This is a genomic window from Desulfoplanes sp., from assembly GCF_054921335.1.
The window spans coordinates 51,605-66,520 of the sequence record NZ_JBUDSQ010000004.1 but is presented as its reverse complement, the minus strand read 5'-3'; the positions used below and the strand labels follow the sequence as shown (position 1 = coordinate 66,520).

Annotated in this window: 12 protein-coding genes and 1 tRNA gene; all 13 read right to left on the bottom strand. The window is 54.6% G+C overall.

Going from position 1 to position 14,916, the window contains the following annotated elements:
- Positions 1 to 3: 3 nt before the first annotated feature.
- The 13 genes from secD to ACY692_RS01930 all read right to left on the bottom strand — a co-directional run bounded on the left by secD (position 4) and on the right by ACY692_RS01930 (position 14,881).
- On the bottom strand, positions 4 to 1,605 hold the full coding sequence (gene secD / locus ACY692_RS01990; RefSeq protein WP_462323653.1) for a protein translocase subunit SecD: 1,602 nt from the start codon (positions 1,603 to 1,605) through the stop codon (positions 4 to 6).
- A 127-nt stretch (positions 1,606 to 1,732) separates the two neighbouring features.
- Positions 1,733 to 2,104, bottom strand: a complete 372-nt coding sequence (gene yajC / locus ACY692_RS01985; protein ID WP_462323652.1) for a preprotein translocase subunit YajC — start codon at positions 2,102 to 2,104, stop codon at positions 1,733 to 1,735.
- Between the two features lie 392 nt (positions 2,105 to 2,496).
- Complete coding sequence (locus tag ACY692_RS01980; protein ID WP_462323651.1) at positions 2,497 to 4,011, bottom strand: beta-barrel assembly-enhancing protease; 1,515 nt, start codon at positions 4,009 to 4,011, stop codon at positions 2,497 to 2,499.
- 36 nt (positions 4,012 to 4,047) lie between these two features.
- Positions 4,048 to 4,932, bottom strand: coding sequence for an NAD(+) synthase (nadE, locus tag ACY692_RS01975; protein ID WP_462323650.1), 885 nt, complete (start codon positions 4,930 to 4,932; stop codon positions 4,048 to 4,050).
- Positions 4,933 to 4,984: 52 nt separating this feature from the next.
- Positions 4,985 to 6,232 (bottom strand): transcription termination factor Rho, encoded by a 1,248-nt coding sequence (gene rho / locus ACY692_RS01970; protein ID WP_462323649.1) that lies wholly within the window; start codon positions 6,230 to 6,232, stop codon positions 4,985 to 4,987.
- A gap of 339 nt (positions 6,233 to 6,571) precedes the next feature.
- Positions 6,572 to 7,105, bottom strand: a complete 534-nt coding sequence (locus ACY692_RS01965) for a CarD family transcriptional regulator (protein WP_462323648.1) — start codon at positions 7,103 to 7,105, stop codon at positions 6,572 to 6,574.
- A gap of 338 nt (positions 7,106 to 7,443) precedes the next feature.
- Positions 7,444 to 8,028, bottom strand: a complete 585-nt coding sequence (pth, locus tag ACY692_RS01960; RefSeq protein ID WP_462323647.1) for an aminoacyl-tRNA hydrolase — start codon at positions 8,026 to 8,028, stop codon at positions 7,444 to 7,446.
- A gap of 134 nt (positions 8,029 to 8,162) precedes the next feature.
- Positions 8,163 to 8,771 (bottom strand): 50S ribosomal protein L25, encoded by a 609-nt coding sequence (locus ACY692_RS01955; RefSeq protein ID WP_462323646.1) that lies wholly within the window; start codon positions 8,769 to 8,771, stop codon positions 8,163 to 8,165.
- 25 nt (positions 8,772 to 8,796) lie between these two features.
- Positions 8,797 to 9,744 (bottom strand): ribose-phosphate diphosphokinase, encoded by a 948-nt coding sequence (locus ACY692_RS01950; protein ID WP_462323645.1) that lies wholly within the window; start codon positions 9,742 to 9,744, stop codon positions 8,797 to 8,799.
- Between the two features lie 23 nt (positions 9,745 to 9,767).
- Positions 9,768 to 9,843, bottom strand: a tRNA-Gln gene (locus ACY692_RS01945).
- A gap of 3 nt (positions 9,844 to 9,846) precedes the next feature.
- On the bottom strand, positions 9,847 to 10,752 hold the full coding sequence (gene ispE, locus ACY692_RS01940) for a 4-(cytidine 5'-diphospho)-2-C-methyl-D-erythritol kinase (RefSeq protein ID WP_462323644.1): 906 nt from the start codon (positions 10,750 to 10,752) through the stop codon (positions 9,847 to 9,849).
- The gene (locus ACY692_RS01935; RefSeq protein WP_462323643.1) at positions 10,745 to 12,175 is read right to left on the bottom strand and encodes a DegQ family serine endoprotease; all 1,431 of its coding nucleotides are present in this window, start codon (positions 12,173 to 12,175) and stop codon (positions 10,745 to 10,747) included. The genes ispE and ACY692_RS01935 overlap by 8 nt, the downstream gene beginning before the upstream one ends.
- Before the next feature lie 1,017 nt (positions 12,176 to 13,192).
- Positions 13,193 to 14,881 carry a bifunctional sulfate adenylyltransferase/adenylylsulfate kinase gene (locus tag ACY692_RS01930; protein WP_462323642.1) on the bottom strand — a complete coding sequence of 563 codons (1,689 nt, stop codon included), beginning with the start codon at positions 14,879 to 14,881 and terminating at the stop codon, positions 13,193 to 13,195.
- Positions 14,882 to 14,916 lie beyond the last annotated feature (35 nt).

The following is a 14,916-nucleotide window of genomic DNA, read 5'->3' as shown; positions in this document are numbered from 1 at the left end:
CCTCTATACGCTCAGTGTTGCGCCGGGTTTACGTTTCTCGACCCACAGATCGAAAATGATCCTGGAAACAAAGATGGCCGTAAACATGGATGCACAGATACCGAGCGTCAGGGTCACGGCAAACCCCCGGATCGGTCCGGTCCCGAACTGATACAGAATGATCGCGGCGATAATCGTGGTCACATTGGCATCGAGGATGGTCAGGGTGGCCCGGCCGAATCCTTCCTTGATGGCGGCCTTGGCCGAGAGCCCTTTACGCAGCTCCTCGCGTATCCTCTCGAAGATAAGCACGTTGGCGTCAACGGCCATACCTATGGTCAAGATGATACCGGCGATGCCCGGCAAGGTCAGGGTGGCACCAAACGCGGCCAGACCAGCCAGAATGAGAACGATATTCAGGATCAGGGCCGTATCGGCGACGATCCCGGCAAAACGGTAGTAGATGACCATGAAGACCAGAACCAGAACCATACCAAAGACCGTTGAAAAAACACCCTTTTCAATGGATTCCTGGCCAAGGGATGGTCCCACGCTGCGTTCCTCGAGGATGGTCACCGGCGCGGGCAGGGAACCGGCACGCAGAACGATGGACAGATCATGGGCCTCGTCGGTGGTGAAATGGCCGGTGATGCTCGCCCGGCCCCCGCTGATCTGTTCCTGGATGGTCGGGGCGGAATAGACCTTGCCGTCGAGGACAATGGCCAAACGTTTCTTGACGTTGTTTCCGGTCACCCGTTCGAAGATCCTGGACCCACGGCTGTTGAAGGTCAGGCTGACATAGGCCTGTCCGTAGGAATCGAACTGGGTCTTGGCGTCGGTAATATACTGCCCGGTCATGACCACATCGTTTTTGAGCACGATGGGCTGCTTGGCATACGAACCGTCGCCCCGGCGCTTCTGGAGCTGATACAGACCGTCGCCGGGAGGAAGAATCCCCTTGACCGCCTTGGCGACATCGGCCTCTTCGTCCACGAGCATGAACTCGAGATGGGCGGTCTTGCCGATGATCTTGATGGCCCGCTGCGGGTCTTCAAGTCCCGGGAGTTGGACCTGGATACGGTTGTCCTGTTGTTTGCGGATATCGGGCTCGGCCACACCGAACTGGTCGATGCGGTTCCGGATGGTCTTGACGGCCTGTTCGAGGGTCATCTTTTCCAGCTTGGCCCGGTATTCCGGTTTCAGGCCCATAGCATAGACAACCTGTCCGTTGTCCTTGATCGTTTTCCCGAGTATCTTGAGATGATTGAAGCTTGAAGCAAGGATATCTTCAAGAGCTCCCTGCTGTTCTTTCTTCAGGAGCAAAAATGTCAGTTCTCCCCTTTCTCCCACCTTGGGACGGAGGACCAGAACCCCCTCTTCCCGGGATTCGGCCCTTATATCCTGCCCCATCTGGGCCAGGGAATTGAGTACCGCCTTTTCCACATCAACCCCGAGTGTCAGGTGGATTCCCCCCTTGAGATCGAGACCGAGATTGATCTCGCTTGCGGGAAGAATCTTTTTTAGACCCGATGTCTGGAGCCTGGGAAATGACGGGAGGACATATGCAAGAGCAACGACCGCCACAACCAAGGTAAGAATTACCCTCCAGCGTAAGCTACCATTCATCTCCAAATTCCTTATGTAAAAAATAAACCTGCTATCCTCAGCGCATGTCTCGCACATATCAGCCGAGAGCAACCACAAAAGCGCAGACTTTTCCGTAGAAAGTCTGCGCTAATCCGGGCCAATATAATTATTTCTTCTTGCCCTTGTCCTTCTTGGATTCCTTTTTCGGGGTCTCTTCGAGCTGATCAAGACCGGAAATGAAGGCCCGCTTGACCTGGATCTTGGTGTTCTCCCCGACATCGATGGTCACCACGTCCCCGTTGAGATCGACAATCTGTCCACAGATGCCGCCACTGGTGACGATTCTGTCCCCCCGTTTGAGATTACCCAGGGTTTCCTTGTGCTCCTTGGCCTTTTTCTGCTGCGGACGGATGAGCAGAAAATAAAAAATGGCGAACATGATAATAAGGGGTGCAAAAGCAGCAATGGGGTTCCCCCCTCCCTGAGCGCCGGCACCACCGGCCTGTCCCATGGCAAAAGCCACACTTTCAAAAAACATTGAAGCCTCCTTGGCGACGAACTGTGAGTACAAATGAAAAAATTTCTAAAACCTCAAGATCCCTACAACCTCTTGGCGCCCAAAAATCTCTAACATCCCGTAACTATTCAGGACGATAACTCACCATGAGGTTGTGTCTTTTTCTGGGAACGCCGGGCGTCTGCCCGGCCTTTTTGGAAATGCCTAATGGGTATATCGTCATTGTGTTCGGTTGTAGTGTGTGCCCCTATTCCCCGCGGATCCGTCGACGCATTGCCGAGCAGACGATCGGCGTTCCCGAAAGGGGGGATGCATGATCAAGCCCTGATCGGCTGAATAATTACAAAATCTCTAAAATTTCGTAAAATCTCTAAAAAAATGTTTCGTTAAAGGATGGTCCCAATATCTGTCAACTACCAGTACTGGGATCGTTCCTCGTACATTTTCCGGAGGGTTTCGATTTCCTTGTTCTGGGCATCGGTGGTTGCATACATTTTCAAACCGGCCAGACGCCGGCGGAACTTCCGGTCCTGGTTGCGGTACAACCGGGCGTAACACAGATGGAGATAGGCGTGGAACATATCCTTTTTCTGGCCATACATCCGGCCCAGATAAAAATGGATCTCCGCATCCTCGGGAAGACGCTTCCGGATACGCTGCATCATGGCAATGCCGTCATCAACCTTGCCGGTTTCGGCCAGAATACGCGCGTAAAAAAACAGGGCCATCAAGTCCCGGGGATCACGCATGACCGCCTCCTGGAGATAGGCTACCGCCCTGTCCTGGTGCTGCCCATACTCGAAATAAAATCTGCCCATCTCCCGCAGCCACAAGGGATCGCGGTCCGGCGAACAGGCCAGGGCACCGGCAAAGGTCTTTTCCGCCTCCTGGATACGGTTGAGCCGCGAGAGCACGATCGCCTTGCCCAATCGGTCCAGGCAGGACATTTTCGTCTCATCTTCATGCGCGTAGTATCCCAAGGCGATATCCGCGGGGCTGTACCGGGCCCGCAAGAGCATCTTGACCCGAGCGAACCGACCGGTGTCCTTGTGTTGCGCGCGCACCTCTTCCGGATACCGAGCAATGCGCTGCTCAATGTACCCGATCCGCTCCTCGATGCCCGGGTGTGTCAGATAGTAGGCAGGGATGTCGCCACCGCCCCCCATCCAGGTCTTGCGCCGGATGGTCTCAAACGCCTCGACCATGCCGTAGGGATCATAGCCCGCTTCGACCAGACCGGTCAGTCCGATATTGTCCGCCTCCCGCTCATGTTCCCGTGAATAGCTGAGCATGGCCGACTTGGCCCCGGCCATGCTTCCGAGCATGACCCCGCCGGCGGCATCACCTTTGCCCTGGGAACCCAGAAACACCCCGGCGAGCATGCCCACCAGGGCCCCGGCACTGGCGACCTGGGAATGCTCGATGGACTGGGCGATATGCCGCTGCTGCACATGCGCGAGTTCATGGGCAATGACCCCGACCAGCTCGGCCTCGCTGTCCAGGTTGAGGACCAATCCACTGAAAACAAAGACATACCCGGCTGCCGTGGCAAAGGCGTTCATGGAACCGTGCCGGACGACATTCACGGTTATGGGAAAGGAGATAGGCGGCATAACCTCGACCACGGACCGGGTCAGATCCCGGACATAATCGACGATTTGCGGGTCCTCGATAAGGGGAAATTTCGCCCGGAACATAACATTGAACTTTCTGCCGAGCTCCGCTTCATCCGAGATGGTAAACTCCCCAAAGAGGGCGGAAGCAACAGGTTGGGCCGGGCCAAGGACCAAGGAGAGGGTCAAGCAGAGCGCAGCAATCGTTCCGGACAGCCCACACATTCCAGCGGGGGCTGTCCCGTGCCCCGGGATTTTGGAACGGAGGACGGAATAGATCCGCGGAAAAAGGGAGGCGTCGGGAAATATGGACATGGGACCGTCCAAGGAAGACAAAGGGTTTTCAGGGGGTTACAGCGGATTGAAGACCATGGGCCCCTGGCGTTTGAACGGGGTGGATTCGAACCGTTTGATCACCGTCGTCTGCCTGATCCTGTCGAGACGGTCCTGGTCGTTGGGCAGGGAAATTCCCTGGTCATGCCGGTTGTTGAGCTGGAAATACTCCTCGAACAGCCCCTCCAACTCCGAATACGAAGAGATGGCCAGCTGATCGAGATCCGAGGGGGTGATGCCGAGTCCGTCCGTGGGTGTAGCGGCGATGGTCGCACGCAATGGTCCGGGATCCTTCAAACTTTCACAGAGCAATCCGGCCAGAGCGTATTCCGTTGTCTTGGGAATGACCTGCAACGGCGAGACATCGCCGACATCCCCATGCAGGGTCCAGAATCCGGTCAGGAATTCGTCGAGCTGATCGGTGGACAGGACACACCCTCCCAGCAACTGGGCGGCATGGTACAAGAAGACCATCCGCATTCTGGCCTTCAGGTTGCCCTCGGCAATGGGGGTGGTTCCAGGAAAGACCCGCCCTAAAAAAGAGGAGACTTCATCATAGAGCGGGGTCAGGGTCTGCAAACAGGGCACGGATGCCCCTGTGGGACCATAGGCCCGGCAGATGGCCGCGGCCCTTTCCGCCTCCTCCGGGCGGTTCCCCTGGATAACTAGGGAAAACGGCTGGAAAGGAATGGCCCGGGCATGGAGCAAGGCGGCCAAAAATCCCGAATCAATCCCTCCTGAAACACCAAGCACATAGCAGGAGAGGTTTTTTTCGCGCAGATAGTCCTCAAGAAAATCACCCAGGCGCTGCAAAAGCTGCGCAGAAGGGGCGACATGGAGAAGGTCGAGCCAGGTTGCGTAGTCATCCTCGCAGGGCAACCCGAAATATTCCAGGCGGGACATGTCTTCTCCTTATCTTTGGCATATTCCGGAGGGACGTGGTAACCGGAGCGGATCAGCGGTTCATGATATCCAAGAATTCGTTATTGTTCTTGGTCTTGCGCATCTTGTCCAGCAAGAATTCCATGCTGTCAACGCAATTCATGGGGGAGAGGACCTTGCGGAGGATCCAGACGCGGTTGAGGACATCCGGGGAGAGGAGCAGGTCTTCCTTCCGGGTCCCGGAGCGGTGGATATCAATGGCCGGATAGACCCGCTTGTCCGAAAGATGCCGGTCGAGATAGATCTCCATGTTTCCGGTGCCTTTGAACTCCTCGAAGATGACCTCGTCCATGCGCGATCCCGTATCGATGAGGGCCGTGGAAATAATGGTCAAACTGCCCCCTTCTTCGATGTTCCGGGCCGCGCCAAAGAACCGTTTCGGACGTTGGAGGGCATTGGAATCGAGACCCCCCGAAAGTACCCGCCCGGAGGACGGGCTGACCGCGTTGTACGCCCGTCCGAGACGGGTGATGCTGTCTAGAAGAATGACCACATCCATCTTGCGTTCCACGAGCCGCTTGGCCTTCTCGAGGACCATCTCTGCCACCTGGACATGGCGTTGGGGGGGCTCGTCAAAGGTGGAGCTGACAACCTCGGCATTGACCGTGCGCTCCATATCCGTGACCTCCTCGGGCCGCTCGTCAATGAGCAGAACAATGAGGAAGGCATCGGGATGGTTGGCATTGATCGAGTTGGCTATGGTCTGCATGAGCATTGTCTTTCCCGTCCGTGGCGGGGCGACGATGATCCCACGCTGTCCCTTGCCCACCGGTGCCAGAAGATCGACTATGCGCGCGGGATAATTTTCTTTGCCGTTTTCCATCCTGAAGCGTTCGTCAGGATAAATCGGGGTGAGGTTGTCAAAGAGAACGACCCGCTTGGAGTGTTCGGGATTCTCGAATCCAATGCTCTTGACCCGCAGCAGCGCAAAATAGCGCTCCCCTTCCTTGGGGGGCCGGATCTGCCCGACAACCACATCCCCGGTTCGCAACCCGAAGCGTCGTATCTGGGAGGGAGAGACATAGATGTCATCAGGACCGGGCATATAGCTGTACATGGGGGAGCGCAAAAAACCAAAACCGTCTGGAAGGATTTCCAGGACCCCTTCACCTGAAATGGCTCTGTTCTGGGAAGCACAGGATTGGAGCAGTGCAAAAATAAGTTCCTGCTTGCGCATCCCGCTGGGGTTTTCGATTTTGTACTGGCCGGCCAATTCCATCAGCTCGGCCATGGCTTTGGTTTTCAATTCAGATAGGTTCATACAGAATGCTCCGTAAAATAGTGATCATCGAGACCTAAACACGTTTCTATACGCCACACATGTCCAAAAATCCGTAGCGGAACAAAAGGACGGGTATTTGCCTGTATATATAAATTGGGGGACAAGACGCTGGCATATCAAATAGCTGAGGCTAAAAAAAATTCAGCCGTGCACACCTACACCGTGGGCAATAAAAATATTGCCACACAGTGTAGTCGTCGTGGAATTACATTATAGAGAAGAAGTGTGGATGTTCTGGTTTCCCTAAAGATAAGAGAGAAAGGATGCGTATATAAAGAAGAGTGAATGGTTTAGATGATGGCCCTAGGGGAAAACAGCCTATTCGTCTTCGGCGTCGTCGTTTTCCTCTTCATTTTTTTGCAAAATATCGGCAAAAAGTGCTTCAATCTGTTCTTTGACAGCATTTTGATCTTTGTCAAGAGCAAAAGAGAGCTCAAGGGTAATGAGCCCCATGGCCTGTTCAAGAAGCCTCCGTTCGCCAAAGGAAAGATCCTTGTCCTTCCCGATAAGAATGAGTTCCTTCAGGACATACGCCACGTCCTTGAGATCACTGCTCTTGAGTTTCTCGGAATACTCCCTGTACCGCCGGTTCCAATTCTGACCGGAGTATCCGGTGAAATCAGAACGGTCATCGAGATAGGCCAATATCTCCTGGGCCTGTTTGTAGGTATACACGGCACGCAGCCCGACATTGACGGCATTGCTCACAGGGACCATCAACGTAACGTTGTTGCTGAGTATACGTACGATGTACAGTTCTGTAGATGCCCCGCCAATATCCTGGGTTTCAATACGCTCCACTTTCCCCACTCCTTGAGCGGGATATACTACGAGTTCGTCGACAGCAAACACGAAAGTTCCTCCGGTTCGATATGGCTTTGTCCGGCTATCCCGCGACAAAGGGTAAGGCAGTGTTCAACGCTGGATCGGGAACAGAAACCGCGCCGGCCCCCCGATACATCCGGATGGAAGCCTATATAGCGGTATAAATCGGCCATCCCATCCATGCTCATCCAATCGAGCTATCCGTATTTTTAGGGGATATGGGGATGGGGGTGCCTCCGTGGGACCCGTTTGGAAGGCAGGCAGGTTCCGTACCATTCAAATACACGGCGCTGGACCATGTTCTCGGGTTTTATTACCCGAAAAATGAGAAAGAGTCCATGCCTTAAAGGCTGAGAAAATACGTCTCATCGCCCGTGGACCATATGCATGGCGTGATCAATCCCTTCACGGCAGTATGCAAGGACCCCCGAAACCGCGAGCTCGAGGACACCGTCAACGTCCTTGGATTCCTGACCGCTGAATGTGCCAAGGACATAGGAGGTCACGTCCTCTCCTGACCGGGGCCGGTCGATGCCCATGCGCAACCGATGAAAATCACGTGTGCCCAGTACCTCGGCAACGGACTTGAGGCCATTATGACCGGCCAGACCGCCTCCATTCTTGAACCTGATCCGACCCAGCGGGAGATCAAGCTCGTCATGGACGACGAGAATATTCTTCGGATCGAGGTCCCGGTACTTGAGCACCTGCCCAAGGGCTCGACCACTGCGGTTCATATACGTCTGCGGTTTGAGCAACAGCCAGGGCAATCCTCCACAACCAGCCCATTGCCAAAGAAGAAAATCCTTTTCGCACCGCGAAGAAATCCGGGTACACCCCGGCTCCCGGTCGATAATGCGGTCAACGACCATGAAACCGAGGTTATGACGTGTCCTGGCATATTTTTGGCCAGGATTGCCAAGACCTACGATAAGACCGGCAATAGCCATCGTATTCTCATTATGGTCTGTGTTGGAAAAATACGGAGGAAAAACAAGAGGCCCCTGAACGAGGCCCCTTGTTGGTATCTATAGGTAGGAAACGAAAAGAGAGTGGTATACACAGCACCGCACAATCGCGGCCCTTATTCTTCTTCTTCCCCTTCCTCTTCTTCATCCTCTGTCGCAGCCCGTGGGGACACGACACCGACAACAGCGAAATTGTCGTCATACACAGCGCGTACATTTTCGCCAAAATCGACATCCGCGACAAGAATGCTCTGGTTGAGACCAAGGCCGGTCACTTCAAGCTCCAGGGCGTCAGGAACATCCTTGGGAAGGCATTCCACTTCCACTTCTTCGCGGAAAATGCTCAGCTTGCCGCCCCGGGTGACTCCTTCGGCCTTTCCGCTCACTCGAACGGGAATGGCTACAACAATGGGCTTATCAAGATCAACACCGTAAAAATCCACATGGTTGTACATGGGCTTCAAGGGATGATGATGGATGGCCTTGATCAGACAGGGCCGAGCCTCCGGTACGCCTTCGTGAACGATCTCAAGATCAAAAATCTTGGAATACCCTGCAGCTTCAACCATTTTGGACAAGGCGACAAAATCCACCTTGACCGACTCGTTGTTCCCATGGGCATCGTAATAGACACCGGGCACCATACCAGAATTACGGAGACAACGGTTGGCCCCTTTTCCGGTCTTTGTACGTCCCTCTACCTGCAACTTCAACATATCAGACATAATAGTATCTCCTTCAACAAACTTCTTATCCCCGAAAAAGGACGCTCACAGACGATTCGGAATGGATATTGTGGATGGCTTTCCCTAGTAGCGATCCCACGCTGATGACACGAAATTTGCCACTCGCCTGGGCCTCCGGGCGCAAAGGTATGGTATCGGTTACGATAATCTCGGAAAAAGCGGACTTTTCCAAACGTTTTATGGCCGGCCCCGAGAGTATGGGGTGCGTGGTACAGGCAACGGCCTTCTTGACACCCTTTTCTATAAGTATCTTTCCGGCCTCGACCATGGTCCCGGCGGTATCGACCATATCATCAAGAACGATGGCAATCTTGTCCTTGACGTTCCCGATGACTTGCATGGCCTGGGCCTTGTTCGGCTCGTCACGGCGTTTGTCGATGATGGCCAGCCCGGCACCAAGTCTTTTAGCATAGGCCCTGGCCCGCTCTGTCCCACCGGCATCCGGCGAAACAACGACCAGGTCCTCGCCCAATGATTTTATATAATCGATCAACACCTCGGCGGCATAGAGATTGTCCACCGGAATGTTGAAAAACCCCTGGATCTGTCCGGAATGCAAATCAATGGTCAGTACGCGGTCGCATCCTCCCGCGGAAAGGAAATCGGCAACAACCTTGGCACTGATGGGCACGCGCGGTCCAACCTTTCTATCCTGACGGGCGTAACCGAAATAGGGGACAACCGCGGTCACCCTGCCGGCGCTGGCCCGTTTCAGGGCATCGAGCATCAGACAGAGCTCCATGAGGTTGTCATTGACCGGGGCACATATGGACTGGACGACGAACACATCGTCACCACGAATATTATCACCGATCTCGACCCGTGTTTCACCGTCACTGAATGTCCCCACTAGGGTCGGCGTCAACCGGTCCCCGAGATGTTCGCATATGGCTTCGGCCAATCGTGGATTGGCGTTGCCTGTGACAATCCGCAAGTCACCATGACGAGGCATATCTTAGTCCTCAAAAAAAAATTTGGCTGGGGCGGAAGGATTCGAACCTCCGAATGACGAGACCAAAACCCGTTGCCTTGCCTGCTTGGCGACGCCCCAGCATCAGATAAAATACGAAATAGCCTGTGCCTGCAGATACGCACACGCCTCTTTCCGCTCATGCTCCCGGTCAAAAAGGGCAAAGAGACTCGCCCCGGAACCGCTCATGACACACCCTGCTGCACCATGGGCGATCATGGCCATTTTGAGATGGTACAATTGCGGATAAGCGGAAAAAACAACCTTCTCGAAATCGTTGCAAAGAACAAGATGTCGTCGAGAGGAAGGATACCTAACGGGTCGGGTATGCATTGTCAAGATTCGCGGAAACTTTTTTTCGCCCTCCCCCTTGGGCATATCGTCCCATGCCTTGTATGCCCAGGCGGTAGGGACCTGTACATTGGGGCACACCAGCAAACCATGGTACCCTTCGAGGTCCAGCTCGATCTCTCCGAGCAACTCCCCCCTTCCCCGGGCCCTGCATGGCTTGTTGAGCAGGAAAAAGGGGACGTCCGCACCAAGTCGGCACCCCATCCGGGCCAACTCCTGTTGCGCAACCCCCCGGTTGCCCGCGATGGTATTCAGCCAGGTCAGGAATGCGGCCGCATCAGAGCTCCCACCTCCCAAACCGCCGCCCATGGGTATATTCTTTTCCAGATGGACAGTGACCCCCGGCTTCCACCCCGATCGCTCGGTCCATGCATTGTAAGCCCTTGTGATGATATTGTTTTCCCCCTGCAGCCCAGGCAAGGAACAATCCAACCGCAAACCGGGCTCTCCGCCAAGCGTGAGGACCATTCTGTCACACGGCGAAGCCAGGGGATAGAAAACGGTGTCCAGCTCATGGTAGCCATCAGCATAACGGGCCTTGATCGCGAGATACAGATTAACCTTGCACCCCGGCCTGAGCGTGGCCGGGGTGCCTGAAACTCCGTTAAGGGGAGATGCCGGGATGTCCACGTTAGTCATCCAGTGGAATGGTCCTAAAAAGGTTCTGTCCCTTGCGTTGCAAGAACAAGAGGACCACCCCGTTTTTTTCTGCCTTGGAGACGATATTCCGCAATGCGGCGACCGAATTGACGGCCTGCTGGTTGGCCTCAAGGATCAAATCTCCGGGCATGATCCCAGCGTCGCCGGCCGGAGACTGACCGGTCATGTCCACGATCAAAAGCCCTCGAACATCCTTTATCCCGAGAATCTCCAATTCGTCTTTGGAAGGTGGACGCAGGGTCATGCCAAGGACATTGTCATTCCCGGCCAGATCTTCATTGCCACCATGTCCCTCGGCCGGTTTGCCAGCGGCACGCTCATCTAGGGAGGCGGCCAACCGGAGCCGCTTGCCCCTACGCCAAACATTCAGGGTGACCTTTTCGCCGGGCATGAGTCTTCCTATCTTTCTCGTCAGATCCCCGTAGTCTTCGACATCATTCCCATTGACAGCGAGGATGACGTCTCCGGCCCGGACACCGGCCCTGGCCGCAGGACCGCCCGGGGTCGTTGACGCCACCAGGGCCCCCTTGTTCTCACCAAGCCCCAAAGCACGGGCGGTGTTGTCATCCATGGCTTGGACCATGACCCCAAGCAGCCCCCGTTTGACCTTTTTGAACGCCTTGAGCTGACCAATGATATCTTTGGCCATGGCACTGGGGATGGCGAAACCGATACCCTGCCCCGATGCGACAATGGCCGTGTTTATTCCAATGACCTTTCCGCGCATGTCGAGCAGGGGGCCACCACTATTACCAGGATTGATGGAGGCGTCCGTCTGTAAAAAATTGTCATAGGGTCCTGCACCGATAACACGCCCCTTGGCACTGATGATCCCTGCGGTAACCGTGTGATCGAGCCCAAAGGGATTTCCGATGGCCATGACCCATTCACCGACGTCCAGCCTGTCGGAGTCTCCGAACGTCAAATGGGGCAGGGACCCTTTGGGATTGATTTTCAAGAGCGCCAGATCCGTTTCAGAATCGGTTCCTACAACCTCCGCGATATAGGATTTCTCACGCTTTCCGTTTTCCTTGAGCTTCACCTTGATTTCATCCGCGCCATCGACAACGTGGTTGTTGGTCACGATATATCCATCGGAACTGATTATAAAACCAGAGCCCAAGGAACGTTCCTTACGGGGTTTACGGTACTGGTCCCCAAAAAAACGTTCGAACTGGTCGAAAAAATCCTCAAACGGAGATCCTTGTTTGGGCCGGTTGGGCATGAACCGTTTGAGCCCTTTCTGGGGCTCGACCGTCTTTACGGTGGATATATTCACCACCGCCTCTCCAGCCCCTTCCGCCAATTCCGTGAACTCGGGCAAGGAGGCCCACGTAGTGGTCGCAATAAACATCAGCACGAATACCACGGGAGCCAAGCGCATCACTGCCTTTTTCATCATAGTCATCTCCTTGGTTGCAGATACCGCCCATGCAGCTTTCGTTCAAAAATATGAGTTCCATAGGGTAAAAAAACACGCCAACAGGCCGGAAGGGGACACAAACATCTCTGTTCGACACGGACTCCCTATCACGGACAAACCATGGTGTCCCCCCGGTCACGGCAGTCAGGACGACCCCCCGCCTCCACCCAGCCCGTCTTCCGGTCCAAGGCGCACCAAGATATACTAACCCCATTGGAACAATAGTCAATAGTGGACGTGGTCCACCCGGCCAGGACATTTTCATCCCCCCTGCGCTCCCGGATTTTGCCCCGAGGGAGTACCCCGTTCTTGGTGGACAAAAAAAGGGCAATACCCCCGTAAAGGATATTGCCCTGGATACGGCCACCCACCTGCTACGCAAAGGAGATGTCAAAGGAGATTCAAATCTGCAACAGAACAAGCACGGATCACTTTCGGGAAAGACGGGGCCAAGCAGTACGGCAGACCGTATCACTATCGGCAAACGGCCCCGCCGGTACAACGGTGGTATGGCCAAAAGCGGATGACACACTCGTTAAAGCAATCGCCGTGCCTATCCTTGCCTGCCTGCCCGGATTTTTTATCAACGGCCTGAGTTCTTTTGCAAAAGCGGCCACGAAAACTCTAAAAAGACTTACATTACAAAATATTAGACAACGAAGAGAGGCATAGCAGAACAGGGGGTGTTGGGCTGACGACACGCGCCCTCCCCCCCTGGGGAGGGTATGGACCATGGGTGGCGGACAATTTTTTAATAATCCGTCCACAAAAGTTGGGTTTTCCTAAAAAGCGGGGGATCCTGTCTACCATCTTATCGTCACCCGTAACTATTCAGGTACATTTTTAATGACCAGAATTGTGGATCCAAGAAACGTGAGAGATCCAATAAATGATAGGCGGTTAGCATGTAGGTCTCGCATTTCTTACATCCTCCAATGTCCCCATTTTGTTGATCGGCACTCAATTTTGACCTGAACAGTTACCATCACCATTGCGTTATTTGATATATCCCTGTTCTTCAAGAAAAAGCAGGATCGTTTGCGCCCCCTCTGCCGGAGAGAGCGTGCTCGTATCGACCGCAATCTCGGGATCGACCGGCGGCTGATACGGATCGTCGATCCCGGTCACCCCCTGGATGATACCCTTGCGGGCCTTGGCATAGAGACCTTTCCTGTCCCTGTTCTCACAGACATCCAAAGGAGTGCTCAGATATATCTCGATGTATCCACCGTACCGAGAAATGCGCTCGCGATTGTGCTGCCTTGAATCCTCAAACGGGGCAATGGGTGCGCAGATGGCGATCCCGCCGTTCTTGGTGATCTCAGAGGCCACGAATCCAATCCGTCGAACATTGAGTTCACGGTGTTCGCGCGAAAAGTCGAGTTCGCTGGAAAGATTACGCCGAACAATATCTCCATCAAGGAGGGTTACCGGACGGTCACGCATCTCCAGAAATTTCTTTTGGAGCACCTTGGCCAATGTAGACTTCCCCGCACCGGACAATCCGGTCAAAAAAATGGTGAATCCTTGACGGTGCCGGGGCGGAAATGCGTAGCGCAACTCCTGGACCACCTCAGGAAAGGAAAACCACGAGGGGATATCGATCCCCAGTTCCAGTCTCCGTTGCAGCTCCATTGACGTTATTTCCCTGATCTCCATATCATCGGCAGCATCCCCCTTCGGGATATACTGCCCCTTGGTTTCCGAATAAACCATGGGCTCGAGCTGCACCGGCTCGATACCGATTTCCTCCCTGTGCTCTCCCGCCAGTTCCATGCCCGCCCACAAGGGGTAGAAATGTTCGCCCCCCTCCGCAAAGGGGTCGGCGATCGCTCCGGGGAACATGACATGGCTGCAGCCGTAATTTTTGTGGATGATCGAACGCCACAGCCCTTCCCGGGGACCGGCCTTGCGCGCGGCAAAGGGAAGGATCCCCAAGAAAATCATATTTTTTGGGAATTTTTGGGCAAAGGCCTGGTAACAACGCACCTGGGTGATGGGGTCAAGTTTACCGGTCTGGCTCCCCCCCACGAGGGGATGGAGAAAGATACTCGCCCCGGCTTCCCGGGCTGCGCGAAGAATCATCTCCTTGTGTGCACAGTGCAGGCAGGTATCCGCCTGGAATCCAATAATATTTCGCCACCCCATCTGGGAAAAACGCTGATGGGTCATCGAGGGGGTCATGCGCAGGGAGGGAAAGTCATAGTGCATGGGCAGATGGAGCCCCTCGACCTTTCCCCCGACATACCAGTCACCGATGCGGTCATAGAGATGGCGAACGGACGGGTGTTTCCTGGGATCGTCCGTCCCAAAAACCTTCAACGCCTCATTGCGTTTGTCGGGCTTCCACACCGATCCAACATGGAGAATAGCCAAAAGAAACCCTTCGGAATCCCGCAGTCCGATGACCATCCCGGGTTCGCACCGTTTTGCAAACCGCTCCGGGACATCCAGGGTCACGGGCATGGGCCAAAGAACGCCGTTTTCAAGACGCATAGTTTCCAACACGGATCCATAGTCCGCCTGACCCAGATACCCTTCCAGGGGATAATAGGCCCGGTTGAGCAAGAGCTCGAGGTCACAGAGTTGCCGGGGATCAAGATCGATGTACGGAAAGGACAGGGCCTCCTTTTTGAGGTGCTCTGCCCTACGGAAATGAACGAGGAGGGATTCCGAGGTATTCATGAGAAACAAACGGTCCTTGTGGTTGGTTGGACAAA

Coding starts and splice junctions, on each gene's coding strand:
- ACY692_RS01935 (WP_462323643.1), bottom strand. CDS start 12,175: ATGATGAAAAAGGCAGTGATGCGCTTGGCTCCCGTGGTATTCGTGCTG.
- ACY692_RS01980 (WP_462323651.1), bottom strand. CDS start 4,011: ATGTCCATATTTCCCGACGCCTCCCTTTTTCCGCGGATCTATTCCGTC.
- nadE (WP_462323650.1), bottom strand. CDS start 4,932: ATGTCCCGCCTGGAATATTTCGGGTTGCCCTGCGAGGATGACTACGCA.
- ACY692_RS01955 (WP_462323646.1), bottom strand. CDS start 8,771: ATGTCTGATATGTTGAAGTTGCAGGTAGAGGGACGTACAAAGACCGGA.
- ACY692_RS01930 (WP_462323642.1), bottom strand. CDS start 14,881: ATGAATACCTCGGAATCCCTCCTCGTTCATTTCCGTAGGGCAGAGCAC.
- ACY692_RS01950 (WP_462323645.1), bottom strand. CDS start 9,744: ATGCCTCGTCATGGTGACTTGCGGATTGTCACAGGCAACGCCAATCCA.
- pth (WP_462323647.1), bottom strand. CDS start 8,028: ATGGCTATTGCCGGTCTTATCGTAGGTCTTGGCAATCCTGGCCAAAAA.
- rho (WP_462323649.1), bottom strand. CDS start 6,232: ATGAACCTATCTGAATTGAAAACCAAAGCCATGGCCGAGCTGATGGAA.
- secD (WP_462323653.1), bottom strand. CDS start 1,605: ATGAATGGTAGCTTACGCTGGAGGGTAATTCTTACCTTGGTTGTGGCG.
- yajC (WP_462323652.1), bottom strand. CDS start 2,104: ATGTTTTTTGAAAGTGTGGCTTTTGCCATGGGACAGGCCGGTGGTGCC.
- ispE (WP_462323644.1), bottom strand. CDS start 10,752: ATGACTAACGTGGACATCCCGGCATCTCCCCTTAACGGAGTTTCAGGC.